General features: G+C 41.2%; 15 protein-coding genes. 8 read left to right on the forward strand and 7 right to left on the reverse strand.

Annotated features, from left to right (window positions below):
* Positions 1–247 precede the first annotated feature (247 nt).
* Entirely contained in the window at positions 248–859 is a 612-nt protein-coding gene (locus tag PSI06_RS13250; protein ID WP_029772876.1) for a DUF2057 domain-containing protein, read from the reverse strand.
* 88 nt (positions 860–947) lie between these two features.
* On the opposite strand from PSI06_RS13250, the gene PSI06_RS13255 reads away from it, so the two are divergent.
* The 3 genes from PSI06_RS13255 (at position 948) to PSI06_RS13265 (ending at position 4,468) form a co-directional block, all read left to right on the forward strand.
* Entirely contained in the window at positions 948–1,319 is a 372-nt protein-coding gene (locus PSI06_RS13255; RefSeq protein ID WP_004587493.1) for a histidine triad nucleotide-binding protein, read from the forward strand.
* Between the two features lie 219 nt (positions 1,320–1,538).
* Positions 1,539–2,195, forward strand: coding sequence for a helix-turn-helix transcriptional regulator (locus tag PSI06_RS13260; protein WP_004587492.1), 657 nt, complete (start codon positions 1,539–1,541; stop codon positions 2,193–2,195).
* 116 nt (positions 2,196–2,311) lie between these two features.
* The gene (locus PSI06_RS13265) at positions 2,312–4,468 is read left to right on the forward strand and encodes an ATP-binding protein (protein WP_248452283.1); all 2,157 of its coding nucleotides are present in this window, start codon (positions 2,312–2,314) and stop codon (positions 4,466–4,468) included.
* 28 nt (positions 4,469–4,496) lie between these two features.
* On the opposite strand, the gene PSI06_RS13270 is transcribed toward PSI06_RS13265, so the two are convergent.
* The 3 genes from PSI06_RS13270 to PSI06_RS13280 all read right to left on the reverse strand — a co-directional run bounded on the left by PSI06_RS13270 (position 4,497) and on the right by PSI06_RS13280 (position 7,887).
* Entirely contained in the window at positions 4,497–5,915 is a 1,419-nt protein-coding gene (locus PSI06_RS13270; protein ID WP_273603981.1) for a mannose-1-phosphate guanylyltransferase/mannose-6-phosphate isomerase, read from the reverse strand.
* A gap of 68 nt (positions 5,916–5,983) precedes the next feature.
* Entirely contained in the window at positions 5,984–6,757 is a 774-nt protein-coding gene (locus PSI06_RS13275; RefSeq protein ID WP_273603980.1) for an amidohydrolase, read from the reverse strand.
* Positions 6,745–7,887 (reverse strand): methionine aminotransferase, encoded by a 1,143-nt coding sequence (locus tag PSI06_RS13280; protein WP_273603979.1) that lies wholly within the window; start codon positions 7,885–7,887, stop codon positions 6,745–6,747. Before PSI06_RS13280 ends, PSI06_RS13275 begins: the two co-directional genes overlap by 13 nt.
* 212 nt (positions 7,888–8,099) lie before the next feature.
* On the opposite strand from PSI06_RS13280, the gene PSI06_RS13285 reads away from it, so the two are divergent.
* From PSI06_RS13285 to PSI06_RS13300, 4 genes are all read left to right on the forward strand, one after another.
* Positions 8,100–8,723, forward strand: a complete 624-nt coding sequence (locus PSI06_RS13285) for a methylthioribulose 1-phosphate dehydratase (RefSeq protein ID WP_273603978.1) — start codon at positions 8,100–8,102, stop codon at positions 8,721–8,723.
* Positions 8,723–9,406 carry an acireductone synthase gene (gene mtnC, locus PSI06_RS13290; protein WP_248463019.1) on the forward strand — a complete coding sequence of 228 codons (684 nt, stop codon included), beginning with the start codon at positions 8,723–8,725 and terminating at the stop codon, positions 9,404–9,406. Before PSI06_RS13285 ends, mtnC begins: the two co-directional genes overlap by 1 nt.
* Positions 9,403–9,945, forward strand: coding sequence for a 1,2-dihydroxy-3-keto-5-methylthiopentene dioxygenase (locus PSI06_RS13295; RefSeq protein WP_273603977.1), 543 nt, complete (start codon positions 9,403–9,405; stop codon positions 9,943–9,945). Before mtnC ends, PSI06_RS13295 begins: the two co-directional genes overlap by 4 nt.
* Before the next feature lie 130 nt (positions 9,946–10,075).
* The gene (locus PSI06_RS13300; protein WP_004587484.1) at positions 10,076–11,140 is read left to right on the forward strand and encodes a RelA/SpoT domain-containing protein; all 1,065 of its coding nucleotides are present in this window, start codon (positions 10,076–10,078) and stop codon (positions 11,138–11,140) included.
* On the opposite strand, the gene mtnA is transcribed toward PSI06_RS13300, so the two are convergent.
* A complete protein-coding gene (gene mtnA / locus PSI06_RS13305) occupies positions 11,118–12,158 on the reverse strand; it encodes an S-methyl-5-thioribose-1-phosphate isomerase (protein WP_273603976.1) in 1,041 nt (346 codons plus the stop codon). The two genes, PSI06_RS13300 and mtnA, sit on opposite strands and share 23 nt — an antisense overlap.
* A 128-nt stretch (positions 12,159–12,286) precedes the next feature.
* On the opposite strand from mtnA, the gene mtnK reads away from it, so the two are divergent.
* Positions 12,287–13,504, forward strand: a complete 1,218-nt coding sequence (gene mtnK / locus PSI06_RS13310; RefSeq protein WP_273603975.1) for an S-methyl-5-thioribose kinase — start codon at positions 12,287–12,289, stop codon at positions 13,502–13,504.
* Between the two features lie 36 nt (positions 13,505–13,540).
* Here the strand turns inward: mtnK and PSI06_RS13315 are convergent, their stop codons facing one another.
* Together PSI06_RS13315 and PSI06_RS13320 are read right to left on the reverse strand one after the other, a co-directional pair.
* A complete protein-coding gene (locus PSI06_RS13315) occupies positions 13,541–15,022 on the reverse strand; it encodes an FMN-binding glutamate synthase family protein (protein ID WP_004587481.1) in 1,482 nt (493 codons plus the stop codon).
* 96 nt (positions 15,023–15,118) lie between these two features.
* On the reverse strand, positions 15,119–16,897 hold the full coding sequence (locus PSI06_RS13320; RefSeq protein ID WP_039972225.1) for a DUF885 domain-containing protein: 1,779 nt from the start codon (positions 16,895–16,897) through the stop codon (positions 15,119–15,121).
* Positions 16,898–17,232 lie beyond the last annotated feature (335 nt).

The following is a 17,232-nucleotide window of genomic DNA, read 5'->3' on the forward strand; positions in this document are numbered from 1 at the left end:
TACTTGCTCAACAATAGATAATTTAAAGCCTAATGTATAATCTCGCTGAGTACGCTTAACGTCTTTAGTTTTAGTGGTTTTCATAAAATAAGTCCTAAATGTGTAAACACATTTCAGGACAAGACAGCAAAACCATTAAAAAAGGCCGATTTATCGGCCTTTTTTAATACTGTAATTTTCTCAAACTAAAAACTGTAACTAAGCTCAGCGCAGTTAGCGCTTAAAATTAGTAGCTGAGATAAGTTTATTATTCAGCGCCTTGGTTCGTTACCTTTTCTAAAAAGGCCTTTCGCTCAGCAATCGTGGCTTGCTGCCACCAAAATTCTAGCATTTGCGGTGCACTTGGCATGCCTTTGCCATTAATAGGCGCAATAGGCTTTATAGGTTGGCTTGGACGCGTTGGACCCGCTGGCACCGTATTTTGTAAAGCAGGCTTTTGACTTGCAAGCTGTGTATTTGAAATAACACTAAGCGGCTGTGCCACAGACGCGCCCTTTGCTTTTAAACTTACCTGTGGTGCCTCAGCAAATATTTTCGCTGATACCGCGTTATCGGCACGATTAAACACCATGTCGTAGTCTTTGTTATCGTCAATAGTAATATCTACCCAAAACGGTTCAGACTCTATTACCTCATGGTCGTCAAAGCCTAGCTCGTATAAATCGGTGTATTTTAATTTTAATCGATAAGACCCAGGGGCAAGTTCAATGTCGTCAACGCGGCTAAATAGAGAGCTTTCAATCACTCTTTCGCCGACTTGTAAAGGCACTAACTCTTCAGGAAAGTGAATATTTCCGGCACTTACTGACATACTCATCAATAGTGCCGCAGCTGCAGTTATTAACATTGGTTTACGCATAAAAACTCCTTTATTTGTTTTGAGTTTGACACTGCAAACAAAATTTGTCATTAGTGACTTTAAATTCAACCCTTACACTGAAACGATTATGAGCACAGAAACAATATTTACAAAAATTATTAACCGCGAAATTCCCGCCGACATTATTTACGAAGACGACACCACCCTTGCATTTAAAGATATAAACCCGCAAGCCCCTTTTCATGTGTTAATTATTCCAAAAAAAGCAATTGCCACTATCAATGATATTAATAGCGAAAACTCACATTTAGTTGGAAATTTATACGAGGTTGCTGCTAAATTAGCCAAGCAATTTAACTTTAGTGACGATGGCTACAGAGTAGTAATGAACTGCAATAAACACGGCGGGCAAACCGTGTATCACATACATTTACATATGCTTGCAGGCAAAGAAATGGGCTGGCCTCCGTATCAAGAAGCTAAAAAATTAAAAATTTAATAATAAAAATTCACTGGAATTATTAGTGTTTAGCTAGTTACAAATGTTATGGTTTATCATGTATATAAAGTGAAAAATAATTACTTATTTGCAACATTTTATGTTTAAATAATCGTAAAATCGTACTTGTTCACAAGGCGAAACCCGACTTTCTAATACAAAAGGTGTGGAAGTCGTGATAAACTTAACTAGTCAGCTTTATAAAAAGAGTATAAAAACATGAGCAGTTCAGCCTTTTTGTTATTAGATCAAGAGCCAATTAACACCATTGGCATTAACGTTTTAGAACCTTTGTTAAAAACGCAAGGCCTTGACGTAACCACGGGTACAAATATTTTAGATGTACCAGAAGGGACTCGATTACTGTTCATTGAAACATCAAGTAACGATGCATGGGGTAAACTAAAAGAACAGCTAGTTAACCTGCGCACCAAGTGCGATATCGTATTATTTAACCTAGACGAAAACCCAGAGCTCGCTAACCGCGCGCTGTTGAGCGGTATTCGTGGCGTGTTTTATACGACAGATAACGCTGATGTATTAATGAAAGGTATTCGCTTACTTTTAGAGGATCAGCTTTGGTACAGACGTGACATTATGTGTAATGCATTAAACCGCATGCTGCAGTTTAATAAAGACGCACTACACAAGCTGACCGAAGGCGACATAGAGCCAATTAAACTCACTAAACGAGAAAAGGCAATAATCTCGTTAATGAGTAAGGGTTCTAAAAACAAAGAAATTGCTGAAGATTTAAGCATCAGCCCGCACACAGTTAAAACACATTTATACAGCGCATTTAGAAAAACTAAATGTCGTAACCGTATTGAGCTACTATCTTGGGCTCAACAAAACATTCCAGACGAAATTCGTTAATCAATTTCGTAATTTAAAAACAGGCACTTATGGTGCCTGTTTTTGTTTATGCTGCATGCTTGTTAAATTAATCGCTTTTTATTACTCTATTTAAAGTACCCATTGCTGGAACCTCTATGCTCGACTCATTTACCCTCTTTTTTGCCAGCATTGCCGTTATTATTGTAATGACCCTTCTTAACTTTTTAACATGGCGTACCAACAAAAGTACCCCAGGTACTCTGCTTTATATTTTTTACCCGGTTTTATTACTAGGCGCAGTAATTGGCTTTACGCTTATTGGCAAAACGCACAACCTTATTGTGATTAGTATTGCCAGCAGTATGATGTTTGGCGCATCAATTGTGCACAGCTTGGCTATATGCCAATTTTTAGATTATCGGGGTATTGGCTTTAAGCTACTGTGCTCCTTTACCGCGTTTAGCGCCGTAATGTTGGGGTATTATTCTTTTATTGACCCTTCTTTACGCGAGCGTATTTACGTCTCGGATGTACAGCACATTGCAGAAGCCACTTTTTTGCTGTTTTTATTTATTAAATATGCCCGAAAAACCTACCCAAATGGCACCATTGTTTACATTTTAATATTAACTTTAGTTGGCCTGAGCTTTATTAGCCGCTCACTATTTATGGTTAATATTGAACAACCCCTGCTATTGCAAAGCCCATGGTTTAGCAGCTTACTGTTTTTAAATGGCGTTATTGCACCTATGTTTTATGCCGCCGGTATGGCGCTTTTGTGTAATGAACGCAGAGAAAAAAACCTTAACAAGCTGGCCGACAAAGCCCAAAAAGATTTAGAAATTAGAGGCCTGTTTTTATCAACTATTAGCCATGAAATTCGCACCCCCCTTAATGGCATATTAGGCAGCGCCCAATTGGTTATGAACCAAAGTACCGACACCCGCAATAAAGCCTATTGTGAGGCCATCATTAATTCAGCCGAGTCATTAAATTTACTGGTTGATAAAGTGCTCGACTACGCAAGCCTAGATCAAAGTGATGAAGCACTTTACGAAGAAGACATTGAATTTAAAACCTGGTTAAACAATTTATGTTTATTGCTCAGCCCATTAGCGGAGCAAAAACAACTTAAATTTGAACTGGTATGTAATATCCCTGAACAAGCCTGTTACTACTGCGATCAGCAAAAATTGAGGCAAATTATTATTAACCTTGTTGGTAACGCCATTAAGTTTACCGACCACGGTATAGTAAAAATTCAGGTTGATTTAATAAGCGACAGGCAGCTTGAGCACACCATAAAAATTAGCGTTAAAGACTCAGGCCCTGGTATCGAAAAAGACGAAATAGCCTACTTAACCGAACCCTATGTACAAAGTAGCGCCGGCAAAGAAAAAGGCGGCACCGGCCTTGGGCTTGCCATCACCAGCCGCTTACTAGAAAAGCTAGGCAGCCGCTTAGAAATAACCAGTCAATTAGGCACTGGTAGCGTATTTAGCTTTACCACCACCTTTACGCTAGGGGAGCTTAGTTTGGTAGAGCAGCGACATCAAAACAAAGACTACTTAACCGGCCTTGAAGTACTGCTAGTCGAAGATTTAGACTTAAATCAAAAAATTGCCATTGAATTTATGGCCGAAGATGAGCATAAAATAAAGCTCGCCAAAGATGGAAAAAGCGCTATTGAACTGCTGCAAACGCATCACTTTGACGTTATTTTACTGGATATGAACCTGCCAGACTTTACCGGCCAAGAAGTATTAAAACGTTTGCAGCGGTTGGAGCATAAAAACCAGCGCACGCCCGTACTGGCCTTTACAGCAAGCTTAAGCCCTGATGAGGTAAAAGAATACTTAGCTCTGGGAATAAAAGACATAGTAGGCAAACCAATTAAGCAGCAAAAGCTTCGCCAAGCACTGAGTGATTCACAGTCCAATCAAACTGCAAATATAGCTGTAGAGCTAGTAGACACCTTATACGACGAAACCGCAGCAGAAACGCTAACCAGCTCATTTAGTGAGGATGAAGTGTCGTCGATTTACAATGAATTTGTACTCTCAGCACGGACTAAACTAACCCGATGCCAAGAACTTATTGACCAGCAACCAGAGCAGTGCATTAAATTATTGCACCGCCAAGCAAGCACCGCGCTGCAATTAGGCTTTAACCGTTACGGTATTGAGCTTAAAAAAATAGAGCGCCGCCTGCTTGATAACAAACCCCATAACAACCTGCTAGATGAGGCGTTAGAGCTATGGCAGCGAAGCCTAGAACAATACTTAAAGTACGTGCGCGGGCAGTTGAGTTAATGGGCTTTTCAATTGCAGATTAAGCTGTTTACTCTCTTCCATACTTATCATCAAAACGCTCTATGTCACTTTCATCTAGTACGGCGCCAGTTTGTACTTCAATGACAATTAGCGGCTCTTTTTGATTGTTCGCTAAGCTGTGTATTTGTTTTGCTGCAATGTAGCAAGATTGGTCGTGGCTTAGAGTTAGCAATTGCTCATCAATCCGAACATCAGCAATACCCGATACCACTACCCAATGCTCTGCACGATGCTGATGACGCTGCGTTGAAAGTTTAGCAGCGCTGTTTACGGTTATTTTTTTAACTTTAAAACCACCACCTTCAACCAAAGTGCGGTAATTACCCCATGGCCGATACACAACCTGATGGTGATTGAGTTTATCGCTTTGGCTAATCGCTAATTGCTTGAGCAATAAAGGCAGACCATCGAGCTTGTTTTTATTGGCAACGAGGGTGGCATCGTGGGTATGAATAATAGCTAAGTCGCTAACCCCAAGGGTAGCAACGCTGTGATCGTCTTCGCTTAAAACAAAATTATTAGTACTATTTTGCGCGCTATGGCTGTCGTTTTCATTATTGCCATGTGCATCTTTTTTAATAAGGCTAGCCAAGGCACTAAAGCTGCCTACATCACTCCAATTAAGAGCAACAGGCAGCACTGCTACATTATTACTGCGCTCTAAAATGGCGTAATCGATAGAGTCACTTGGGCAGTTTTTAAGTGACTCACTTACCGGCCTTGTAAACCCTAAATCGTCAGAGAAATTAGCCGCCTCACTTACACTGTGTGCAATTTTTGGGGCAAAGCGTTCTAGTTCATTTAAATAGGCTTGCGGTGTAAATAAAAACATGCCGCTATTCCAGCTATAACCGCCTTGAGTTAAATAATGCTCAGCGGTAGCCAAGCTTGGCTTCTCTTTAAATTCAGCCACTTTATAGCAATTTGAGCCTACTATTTTACTACCTTGCTTAATGTAGCCAAACCCAGTGTGGGGCTGTGTTGGTGTAATTGAAAACGTGACCAACATACCTTGCTGGGCTAATTCAATTGCATCGTTTAATTTAAGGGTGAGCTCAGTAAAGTTGGATATATGATGATCGGCAGGTATCACCAGTATTGGCCCTGTTATGCCTTGCTGTAAAGCGTAGTGTGCTGCTAGCGCAATAGCCGGCGCGGTATTTTTACCCTGCGGCTCTAACAAAAGTGCATGAGGAGCGGCCTGTGCACTTTGCTCAGCAGCAATAAAGCGGTGCTGTTCGTTACAAACAAGTATTGGCTTTGCAAACCCCTTGCCCGATACACGCGCTAACGTACTTTGTAATAGTGAGTGTTTGCTATCAAGCAGAGGTAAAAATTGCTTAGGCATAGCTTGGCGAGAAAGCGGCCATAACCGTGTGCCAATGCCGCCGGCTAAAATTACCGGTGTAATAAGGGTTGTATTCATAAAGCCGCCAATAAACATATCAGCGGCTATTTTAGCACTTTATTGGCTAGGCGCTAATGCTTAGCGATTTATACTAAGGTAAACGCGTCGGCATCTAAATAAGCAGGAAACGAGGCTTTAAAATCATCAAGCGGTGCTTTTTCAAGTGTTACGGTAAGTAACTCTTGTGAATTGTCTTTTGCTTTGGCGAGTGTATCGCCTTTAAAGTCGTACACAGCCGTGCCGCCATTGTGCGCAACACCATTGCCATCGTCGCCAACACGGTTAACGGCTACTACATAACATAGGTTTTCCATAGCGCGCGCCATTAATAGCGTATCCCAAATATGACGACGAACTGCAGGCCAGTTTGCAACGTTTATCATTACATCGTAATCATTATTGTTGCGCTGAAAAACCGGAAAGCGCAAGTCGTAACACACTTGCGGCAGTAACTTAAAACCGTTAATTTCAAACGTTTTACGCGCTTGCCCTGCGACAACGTAATCGCCCTCACTGCCTAAGCGAAATAAATGACGTTTATCGTAATAATTTACCTCACCACTTGGGGTCACCCAATAAAAGCGATTCGCTTTTTTATCGCCTTGAGCAACCAAAACCGAACCTGCAATAACGGCTTTATGTTTATGTGCTTGGGTTTTTAGCCAGCTCAGCACTTTGCCATTTTCGGGCTCTGCGCAATCAAGATTAATAGCAAAGCCTGTGGCGAAGGTTTCGGGTAGTAAAATTAAATCAGGTTGAGCGCTCATCGCTGCTAATTTTTTATCAAACATGGCTAAATTGGCGTCTTTATCAAGCCAATGCAGCGCACTTTGAACGAGTGTAAGCGTTAAAGTTGACATAATATTTGCGCGGCCTCTATTAAGGTTTCATCGTTTTTAGCAAAACACAGTCGAATCACTTTATCATTTGAAGGTTGCTTATAAAACACACTTAAAGGAATAGCAGCAACCCCAGCTTGCTCTACCAACCAGTGGCAAAAATCTACATCATTAAGATCAGACACCTCACTGTAATCGAGCAATAAAAAGTACGTACCTTGGCTTGGTAAAATATTAAAACGGCTGTCACTTAAGTGCTGTGTCAGTAAGTCGCGCTTTTGCTGATAAAAATTACTCAGCTCATCGACATGCTCGCCTTGTTGTTCAAGCATGTCGGCCAATGCGTGTTGTGCTGGTGTAAAACTTGAAAAAGTAACGTACTGGTGTATTTTTCTAAATTCAGTAGCGAGCGGTGCAGGCGCAATACAGTACCCCATTTTCCAGCCGGTACTGTGAAACGTTTTGCCAAAGCTTGATATAACAAAGCTTTTTTCACGTAGCTGCTCATCACAAAGCATGCTTAAGTGCTTATCGCCATCAAAGGTAATATGTTCGTAAACTTCATCACTTATTACATATAAATCGTGGTCGCTTACTAACGATTTAAGCGCGTCTATATCATGGCTTTTAAGTATTTTTCCGCTTGGATTGTGTGGCGTATTAATAATTATAGCGCGCGTGTTTTTGCTCACTGCACTGCGAACAGTTTGCCAATCAATAGCATAATCGGGGGCATGCAATGCAATATGAACTGTTTTACCGCCAGCAAGCTCAATGGCAGGCTGGTAAGAGTCATAAGCGGGGTCAAACACAATGACTTCATCATCGGGGCGTACTATAGTTTGAATAGCCACAAATAATGCTTCGGTGGCGCCCGACGTTACCGTAACTTGCTCAGCTGCATCAATATTAGCCGCGTATTTACGCGAAACTAAATTTGCTATTTGTTGCTGTAAACGGGGCACACCACTGGATGGCGAGTATTGATTAACCCCTTGCTGAACATAAAAATTTAGCTGGTTTTTCAGTAGTTCTGGCGCATCAAACTCAGGAAAACCCTGCGATAAATTTATTGCCGAATGCTGACTTGCCAAGCCACTCATTTGGCTAAATATACTAACACTTAAATTTGGTAATTTACTTTCAAACACGACAGGCCCTTAATGATGGTTTTGCGCTTAAAGCGATGCTATCATTGCTTAAAACAGAAGTATAGCCGTCTAAAATTAAATAGCTTTATATCAATTTGCTTAATTAACTGAGCTATTTTGAGGTAGCAAAAACGCAGCTCGCGTTTGGTTTAGCGCCTCAAATGCATTAAGTATTATTACGCATTGGTATTACACTCATTGGTGAGGAATGTATGCACAACAATACCGCTATTTCGCAACTTATTGAAGCCGGAAAATGGATCAGTCAAAAAGGGTGGGTTCCCGCCACCGGCGGAAATTTTTCGGCGCGCACCGCAACAGGGTATGTGGTTACCGCTAGCGGCTTTGATAAAGGTCAACTCGGTACACACACATTCATTGAGCTTGATCATCAAGGTAATCGCACTAAAGGTGCTGGCAACCCATCGGCCGAAACGCAACTGCACCTAGGCATGTATAAGCTTATTCCGCACGCAAACGTGGTGCTGCATACTCACTCAGTAGCAGCCACCGTACTATCGCGTGTAATTAAAAGCCATGCATTAAATTTAAGCGGTTACGAAATGCAAAAGTCACTCAGTGGGGTAACCTCGCATTTAGATACGCTCAGCATTCCTATTTTTGAAAACGACCAAGACATAGACCGCTTAAGCTTGCTGCTTAGCGATCACCACTTACATACAGCCATTGAGCATGCAGTGTTAATTCGTGGGCATGGCGTTTATGTAGTAGGGCGTAATTACAAGCAAGCACTTCGCCATTTAGAAGGGTTAGAATTTTTATTTAGTTGCGAGCTGGAACGGTTAAAAATAGAAGGTATTGGGGCACAGCTATAATGATAAAAGCAATTTTAACTGATATTGAAGGCACCATAACACGTATCTCATTTGTAAAAGAGGTGCTGTTTCCGTATGCAGCTAAACAACTAGCAACGTTTATGCGCTTAAACGAAAATAAACCCCATGTCGCTGAGCAAATAGCGGCTGTTAAAGCCATTATTAATGAGCCAGATGCCGATATAGAAAATGTCATTAGCGTGTTACTAAAGTGGATTGAAGAAGATAAAAAAATTACCCCTTTAAAGCAAATACAAGGGCTAATTTGGCAAACGGGCTACGAGCACGGTGATTTTAAAGGCCACCTATACGCAGATGCGTTTGAGTTTTTACAAGCTCAGCACGCTCAAGGTACCGCACTCTATGTGTATTCATCAGGCTCGGTAAGGGCGCAGCAGTTACTCTTTAAATACAGTGACTATGGCGATATTCGCCCCCTGTTTAATGATTTTTTTGATACCAAAGTCGGCGCAAAGCAAGAGCAAGCAGCCTATAACACTATAGTTAACCAGCTCCCTTTTAGTGCTAACGAAATCTTGTTTTTAAGTGATGTTGCAGATGAGCTTGATGCAGCCAAAGCCGCAGGGCTTAAAACCTTGCACTTAATACGTGATGGCCAAGCACATAGCGCGCACCCATACGTACATGACTTCAGCACAGTTAAATTGGAGCAATTTGCATGAGCCAATTAACAATTTATGCTAACAACAATCCAAGTAATGCGCTGGTAAATACCCGCGATTTAAGCGAAATTACTCAGCAATTAGCAAAGGTAAATGTACGTTTTGAACAATGGCAAGCAACCGCACCCATTAATGAGCACACCACAAATGAGCAAATTATTGCAGCGTATAAAAATGATATAGCACGCTTAAAAGCGCAAAATGGCTACCAAACGGTGGATGTTATTTCACTTGCAAAAGGTAATCCTGCAGCGGCACAAATGCGAGAAAAGTTTTTATTTGAGCACACTCATAGTGAAGACGAAGTTCGTTTTTTTGTAAAAGGCCAAGGGTTATTTTGCCTGCATATTGATGCCAAAATTTACCAAGTATTATGCCAGCAAGGTGACTTAATTTCGGTCCCAACTCTTACCCCACATTGGTTTGATATGGGGAGCGACCCAGAATTTACCGCCATTCGATTATTTAATAATACCGAGGGCTGGGTTGCAAAAAGCACCGAGTCTGAAATTGCGAAGCAGTTTCCGTTGCTCCCGTAATAAGAGGTGGTTTTAAATTTTTAACAGCATTCAAATAGCTAATTAAGTATTCACATTAAACTTGCTTAATGACTTAAAACGTTTAACTCTGTAATATTATTTTAGTAGTAACACTAATAACGAGTGCTTTATGGTTAATGAACAGTATCAAAAGTCTAAACAACAACTGGCCTACTCACGTAAGCAAGTTGAAAAGGCTGGGCGTATTTTTCGTAAAAATGAAGGTGACTTTGATTTTGCTACTGAAGTTATTCAAAATTATCGGGCAGCGCATTTATACCCACTTACAATAATTAAAAACTTAGTCTGGAAGCATGTTAAAAAGCTTCATTTGCTTGAATCAGCAACAATCGTTAGACGCTTGAAACGCTTGCCTACTATCATCGATAAGCTACAAAGAACATCGCTAGATGGAAAAAGTGAAAATGCAATTAACCTAAAACGAATGCATGATATTGGTGGTTGTAGGGTTATTTTAGATAACCTTGATCATTTATATCGATTAAATAAGAGCTTAGATTCAAGTAGGACAGTACATGGTGTTAAATCATATGACTATATAAATAAGCCTAAATCAACAGGCTACAGGGGGATCCATCGTGTTTATAAAAGCTATAACAATTTAGAGTCTCATGATTATAAAGGCTTTCAAATTGAAGTTCAGCTACGCACTAAACTTCAGCACTTATGGGCTACCACAGTTGAAATAGTTGATATCATAGAAAAAGAAACCTTAAAAACTAATCCCCAAGCAGCCGACACGGACTGGAAACGTTTATTTTTTATCATGGGGGAATTTCTTGCGGTTAAAGATGGATCAAATAGTCTAAGTAAAGAAGAATCTCAAAACTATATCGAGGAACTTGCTTCACTAAACAAAAAGCTAGCTGCCTTTCAAAAGCTTGATGCATTCAATCGCGCATTTCAGGTTGATGAGATTAAAAACAAATCCAAAGATACAGGCTTTGCTTTATTAGTTCACAATACAGAAACTCAAATGGGTCGAGTGTTTCTATATGCAGCTAATAAAAAACAAGAAGCACTAACACACTATGCCGAGCAGGAGAAACAAACCCATAATAATGTGCTTTTGGTAGCAGGGAATGACCTAAAGTCAATAGAAAAAGCATACCCCAACTATCTTAATGACACATCTGAGTTTTTATCTGAATTTAGCCGTATTCTACTTGGTTAATTTTAACTAACGCGCCACTCTCTACATCACTTTTATTGTAAACACCGGTATCTAACACCCAAGCTGTTATTAGTTTTGCAGGTGTTACATCAAATGCGGGATTATACACATTGGCATTAGTGGGTGCCCACAGCGCCTCACCAAAACTGCCACTTACGCCGCGTACCTCTGCGCTATTTCGCTGCTCTATTGCTATATCGCTACCGTGAGCTGTTTGTGTATCAAGCGTAGTTAAAGGCGCGACAACATAAAAAGGAATATCATGAAAATGGGCCAATACAGCTAAATTATAAGTTCCCACTTTATTAGCAAAGTCGCCATTAGCAGCAATACGATCGGCGCCTACCACTATTTTATCTACCTTGCCTGCGGCCATTAAGCTTGCTGCCATATTATCGCAAATAAGCGTATACGGTACTTGCCAGCGCTCAAGTTCGAACGCGGTTAAACGCCCGCCTTGCAACAAGGGCCGCGTTTCATCAACCCACACATGTATATTGCCGTGTTGTTGCTGCGCTTTGTAAATAACGCCTAATGCTGTACCAATACCAGCAGTCGCTAATGCGCCAGTATTACAATGGGTTAAAATATTGTCGCCGCTGTTTATAAGCTCAGCTCCGCGCGTTGCCATGCGCTCACATAGGGCAATGTCTTCAATAAAAAGACGCTCTGCGCTGCACACCACTGCTGCTACAAAATCATCGCTTTTAAGGGCCTCTCTTAATGTAGCCATACAATGCATTAAATTAACAGCGGTTGGCCTTGTGGCTTCAAGCTCATCAATTGCTTTTGCAAGCGCCGCTTGAGTTGTCCCCTGCTGCGCTAAATGAGCAACCAGCAAACTCGCACCTAAGCCTATTAATGGTGCGCCACGAATTTTTAAACTGATGATCAGCACCTTCATCGTCTCAACACTATGGCATTCGTGCCATACCTGCTGATGAGGAAGTAAATACTGGTCAAGCACACTTAATATGCCGTTTTCATATTTTAAACTGCTTGCGATTAGGTTTTGCATGGTGAGGCTGCTTAAATAAAATGCGTAAGGGTATTTTACATCAGTTTGAATAACTCTCAAGTTAGACTTGTAGACATCTAAACATTTAAAGGTATAGAATGCCCAAAAAGGTTATTTGAGAACTCACTATGGCTAACTATGTCGCGTTTGATGCGCAGCGCGCAATTGAATATGTAAATTCGCTAATTGACTCTAAGCAGTATGATTTTTTTAATGCTGGCGCACACTTAACTGCTTACGAATTTGGTGACGGTAACCTTAATTTAGTATTTAGAATTAGCGATGAGCACCATAACAGCATTATTTTAAAGCAAGCACTGCCTTATGCTCGTTGTGTAGGTGAATCATGGCCGCTCACGCTTGATAGAGCCCGTATTGAGGCGCAAGTGTTACTTAACCATGGCGCTATTTGCCCACAAAACACCGCTAAAGTACTGCACTATAACCAAGCTTACGCACTTACTATTTTAGAAGATTTAGGTCACTTAAAAATATTGCGCACCGCGCAAAATAACGCGGAGCAATTTCCTAAGTTAGCCGAGCACGTAGCTACGTATTTAAGCCATACCGGGTTTTATAATTCAGATTTTTACCTAACCGCCCAGCATAAAAAGGCCCTAGTACAGCAATTTACTAACCCTGAGCTTTGCCAAATTACAGAAGATTTATTTTTTAGCGATCCGTATACAGATCACGAACGCAATCACTTTGACGAGCAACTTACTGCACATGTACACGCTTTGCGTGATAACACGGCACTTAAGTTAGAAGTTGCGAAATTAAAAGCTAATTTTTTATCTAACCCGCAAACATTGCTGCACGGCGATATGCACAGCGGCAGTATTTTTGTAGATACCAATACCACTAAAGTGATTGACCCCGAGTTTGGCTTTTTTGGCCCTGTTGGCTTTGATATAGGCTCTTTTATTGGCAATTTACTATTAAATTACTGCGCACAAGCAGGGCATATTGAAGAGTTTGTAGCACGACGAAACTATCAAACGCATTTACTTAGCTGCATTGTTGAAAGCTATAATTTATTTGAGCAACAATGGTTAGCTTTAATTGCCAACCAAAGCACAGATCGCACCCTTAATACCGAGGGCTACCCACAGTACTTTATGAAAACCGTATTACAAGACGCCATAGGCTATTGTGGAACAGAACTAATTAGGCGCACCATAGGGCTCGCGCATGTGGTAGATATTGACAGCATTGAAGATGAAAATACGCGCCTTGCAGTACAAAAACAAACGCTGAGCTTAGGTGAGCAACTTATTTTAAATGCCAAAAGCTGCGACAACAAAGATGCCTTTTTTAGTTTATTAGTAAGCCAACTAAATTAAAAAAGGCGCTAAAGCGCCTTTTTTATACTAATACCGTTATTGGTAGTTTTCGTAAATTTTATCGAGCGGCTCCGACAGCCCACTTTCTTGCACTATACGCACGTGTTTACGCCTTAATTCCCGCGCACTCGTTACACCACATGAGTGGGCAATTAAGCCAGCGCCGTAATGAATATATTTATTATAATTGGCAACCCGCTGAGCTTTATCTGCAACATTTAAACCACGCTGTAGCCGCTCGTTATGGGTAGTTACACCGGTTGGGCAGGTGTCTTTATTACATTGCATGGCCTGTATACAGCCTAACGCAAACATATGACCACGCGCAGAAACAACAAAATCGGCACCCAAAGCAAGCGCCCATGCCACCTTAGAGGGTACAATTAACTTACCCGAAACAATGACTTTAACCCGCCCTGTTAAGCCGTGTTTTTCAAGCATATTAACAACCAGCGGTAAGCTTTCGCGCAGCGGTAAACCTACCGAATCTAATAAGGGTTGTGGCGCTGCGCCCGTACCGCCATCGGCACTATCAATAGTGATAAAATCCGGTGCTGATTCAAGCCCGCGGTGGTTTATTTCTGCAAATAGCGTTTCTAGCCATGTGTAATCACCAATAACGGCTTTAAAGCCGGTAGGTTTGCCTGTGGCGTTTCGCACTGTGGCAATCATATCTAATATGTCGCTTGGCTTTTTGATCTCTGGGTGCCCATTTGGGCTAATTGAATCTTTACCCTCAGGGATGCCCCTTATTTTAGCAATTTCAGCATTAACCTTTTTACCTGGTAACATACCGCCTTTACCTGGTTTGGCGCCTTGGCTTAATTTAAGCTCAAACATTTTTACGTTTTTATGCGCCGCAATTTCTTTAAGTTTATCAATACTTAAATTTCCAAGCTCGTCGCGCACACCATATTTAGCCGTACCAATTTGAAACACCAAATCGGCTCCGCCCTCTAAGTGATAAGGGCTTAACCCGCCTTCGCCGGTATTCATCCAGCAGCCGGCCAATTTTGCCCCTTTTGATAACGCTCTAACAGCCGGTTTTGAGAGCGCGCCGAAGCTCATTCCCGATATATTAAACAAGGAGTTAGTGGTGTACGGCGTTTTACAATAAGGGCCTAAAGTTACATTACTTGGGTCCAACGCCTCTTCATCTAAGGTAGGAAAAGCACAGTTCATAAACATCACTGTACCTGTTACCTCTAAGCTTTGCGTGGAGCCAAATGCAGCGGTACGATCGACATCTTTTGCAGCACGATACACCCAGCTGCGCTCTGCTCGGTTAAACGGCATTTCTTCTCTATCGAGGGCAAAAAAGTACTGCCTAAAAAACTCGCCTTGGCGCTCAAAAAAGTACCTAAAGCGGCCAATAACCGGGTAATTTCGCCTAATTGCATGCTTTGTTTGAGTAATATCACGAAAATAGAAAACAATAACGGTAAGTACAATTAATCCTAATGCAACAATAAAAATACTCGCAAATACATCAATACTAAAAATAATAAAATCGCTCATCCAAGGCCCCTTGATGGCTGTTTTTAAAAATAAAAAAGGTGTTGCGTCAAAATGACACAACACCTTTCGTTGTTCAAGGTTTATACCTTTAGATAATTAGCTTTGCGTGTTTTCAAGCTCAGCTTTTATATACAAACGAACTTGCTCTTCAAGCACTGATAACGGCACAGAACCATGACGCAATACTTGATGATGAAACTCACGAATATCAAAACGTGGCCCAAGCGCTTGCTCGGCCTCTGTGCGTAAACGCTTGATAGTCAGCTCGCCAATTTTGTACGACAAAGCTTGCCCCGGCCACGAAATATAGCGGTCGGTTTCGGTTTTAACATTATGTAATGAAAGCGCTGTGTTTTCGCTCATAAAGTTCATAGCGCGCTCTCGGCTCCAGCCGTACATGTGCATACCGGTATCAACCACTAAACGAGCTGCACGCCACATTTCATAGGTTAAACGGCCAAATCGGCTGTATGGGTCTTGGTAAAAGCCTGCTTCTATACCTAAGTATTCAGAATAAAGCCCCCACCCTTCACCAAAAGCCGAAAGGTAGGCATCACGTCGGTAGCTTGGTAAGTTTTCAAGCTCTGCATTAAGCGATATTTGTAAATGATGCCCCGGTACGGCTTCGTGTAAGGTCAGCGCCTCTAATACATACAATGGGCGCTTATCTAGCGCATATGTATTTACCCAATAATAACCTGCTTGATCGCTTCGGCTTGAGGCAACATAGCGACCGGTTGTATATTTAGGGGCTATATTTGCAGGTACAGGTGCAACGCCATAGGGCATACGTGGCAGTGTATGAAATAACTTAGGCAGCTGCGCGTCCATTTTTTTAGCTATATAAGCAGCTTCTTTTAATAGCTGCTCTGGAGTGGTGGCGTAAAATTGCGGATCGGTACGTAAAAAGTGGATAAAATCGGCAAACGTGCCTTCAAAGCCTACTTCTTTAATTATTTCCTGCATTTCACTGCGGATACGCGCCACTTCAGATAACCCCAGCTGATGTATTTCATCAATGCTCATATTTGTGGTGGTGTAATACTGTGCGCGGTTTTTATAAAACGCCTTGCCATTAGGGGTTTGCGAAATACCAATCGTAGTGCGTGCACCTGGCTGATATTGCGTAGTAAAAAATGTTAAATATGCTTTGTAAGAGGCAATAACATCGTTTTTTATGATGCGTTTAGCTTTTTGCTGTAACGCTTTAAAGTCATTTTCACTTAGCCCTGCCGTGTTCGTTTTAAACGGGGAGTAAAAGTCTGACTGCGTTACATCATCCACTATGTAAGCACTTATTGAATCTTCATACCCAGCTAATACCGCTTGTGGTTGAGTAAGCCCCGTTTCGAGCCCCTTTTTCATCCAGTGTATGTTTTGCTCAAAAAAGCGCGGCACTTGTTCAAGGCGGGCTAAATACGTTTCTAACTGTTGCGGTTGCTTGTACTGCGAACTATTAATCATATAAGACAAGCTAGAATGGAACCCATACTCAGAAGTTAGCGGCATGTAGTGCGCATTAAATACGTATTCATCAACACTGTTTTGTACTTGCGCACGAATAATACTGAGGTTAATACTGTTTTCACTTGAAAGCTGGTCGCTATCAATTGCATCTAAACGACTTAATAATGCTGTTTTTTCCTCATATTGCTGCTTTAAAAATTCAGCCGATAAATTAGGTAATAAATAGCCATCAACCCCTTTAGGCTGTGTGTAGGGATTTACACGTTTGCGGTAATCAACAATACTTTGCGCCACTTGTTCAAATTGTGTGTTTGCGTTGGGGCTTGTTAATGTACATGCGCTTAGCGTGCCAAAAAGTGATAGCACAAGCAGTGTGCGGCAAATTCGCGGGGGTAAGGAATAATTCATTTTAGTTTTACTTAACCATACAATAGATTTCACAAAACTATCGTAGGCTGAGTAAATAGCAAGATAAATGCGATTAATCTCAATAACACACGCTTAATTGGAGCGGGTAAAATAAGCTGAACCCGCCTAAATTAAGCTAATTACGTGCTCTTTGATGATAAAATCAGCTATTAGGCAGCAAAAGTAAAAATTTAAGTTCACTAATACTGGTTTTTACTTTTAAATAGCCTGCTTAACGATTATTGTAGTAAAAAAATAATAAAGCTTGGATGCATTGCCGCCTCATTGAAGAGTTATTTTAATGTGTAATTTAATGCGTACTTAGTTGGTAGTTA

The organism is Pseudoalteromonas sp. GABNS16E (assembly GCF_028598715.1).
GTDB lineage: Bacteria > Pseudomonadota > Gammaproteobacteria > Enterobacterales > Alteromonadaceae > Pseudoalteromonas > Pseudoalteromonas atlantica.

Excerpts from the sequence above, each read along its gene's own strand:
- PSI06_RS13250 (WP_029772876.1), bottom strand. The coding sequence starts at position 859 with ATGCGTAAACCAATGTTAATAACTGCAGCTGCGGCACTATTGATGAGT.
- PSI06_RS13255 (WP_004587493.1), top strand. The coding sequence starts at position 948 with ATGAGCACAGAAACAATATTTACAAAAATTATTAACCGCGAAATTCCC.
- PSI06_RS13260 (WP_004587492.1), top strand. The coding sequence starts at position 1,539 with ATGAGCAGTTCAGCCTTTTTGTTATTAGATCAAGAGCCAATTAACACC.
- PSI06_RS13265 (WP_248452283.1), top strand. The coding sequence starts at position 2,312 with ATGCTCGACTCATTTACCCTCTTTTTTGCCAGCATTGCCGTTATTATT.
- PSI06_RS13270 (WP_273603981.1), bottom strand. The coding sequence starts at position 5,915 with ATGAATACAACCCTTATTACACCGGTAATTTTAGCCGGCGGCATTGGC.
- PSI06_RS13275 (WP_273603980.1), bottom strand. The coding sequence starts at position 6,757 with ATGTCAACTTTAACGCTTACACTCGTTCAAAGTGCGCTGCATTGGCTT.
- PSI06_RS13285 (WP_273603978.1), top strand. The coding sequence starts at position 8,100 with ATGCACAACAATACCGCTATTTCGCAACTTATTGAAGCCGGAAAATGG.
- mtnC (WP_248463019.1), top strand. The coding sequence starts at position 8,723 with ATGATAAAAGCAATTTTAACTGATATTGAAGGCACCATAACACGTATC.
- PSI06_RS13295 (WP_273603977.1), top strand. The coding sequence starts at position 9,403 with ATGAGCCAATTAACAATTTATGCTAACAACAATCCAAGTAATGCGCTG.
- PSI06_RS13300 (WP_004587484.1), top strand. The coding sequence starts at position 10,076 with ATGGTTAATGAACAGTATCAAAAGTCTAAACAACAACTGGCCTACTCA.
- mtnA (WP_273603976.1), bottom strand. The coding sequence starts at position 12,158 with ATGCAAAACCTAATCGCAAGCAGTTTAAAATATGAAAACGGCATATTA.
- mtnK (WP_273603975.1), top strand. The coding sequence starts at position 12,287 with ATGGCTAACTATGTCGCGTTTGATGCGCAGCGCGCAATTGAATATGTA.
- PSI06_RS13315 (WP_004587481.1), bottom strand. The coding sequence starts at position 15,022 with ATGAGCGATTTTATTATTTTTAGTATTGATGTATTTGCGAGTATTTTT.
- PSI06_RS13320 (WP_039972225.1), bottom strand. The coding sequence starts at position 16,897 with ATGAATTATTCCTTACCCCCGCGAATTTGCCGCACACTGCTTGTGCTA.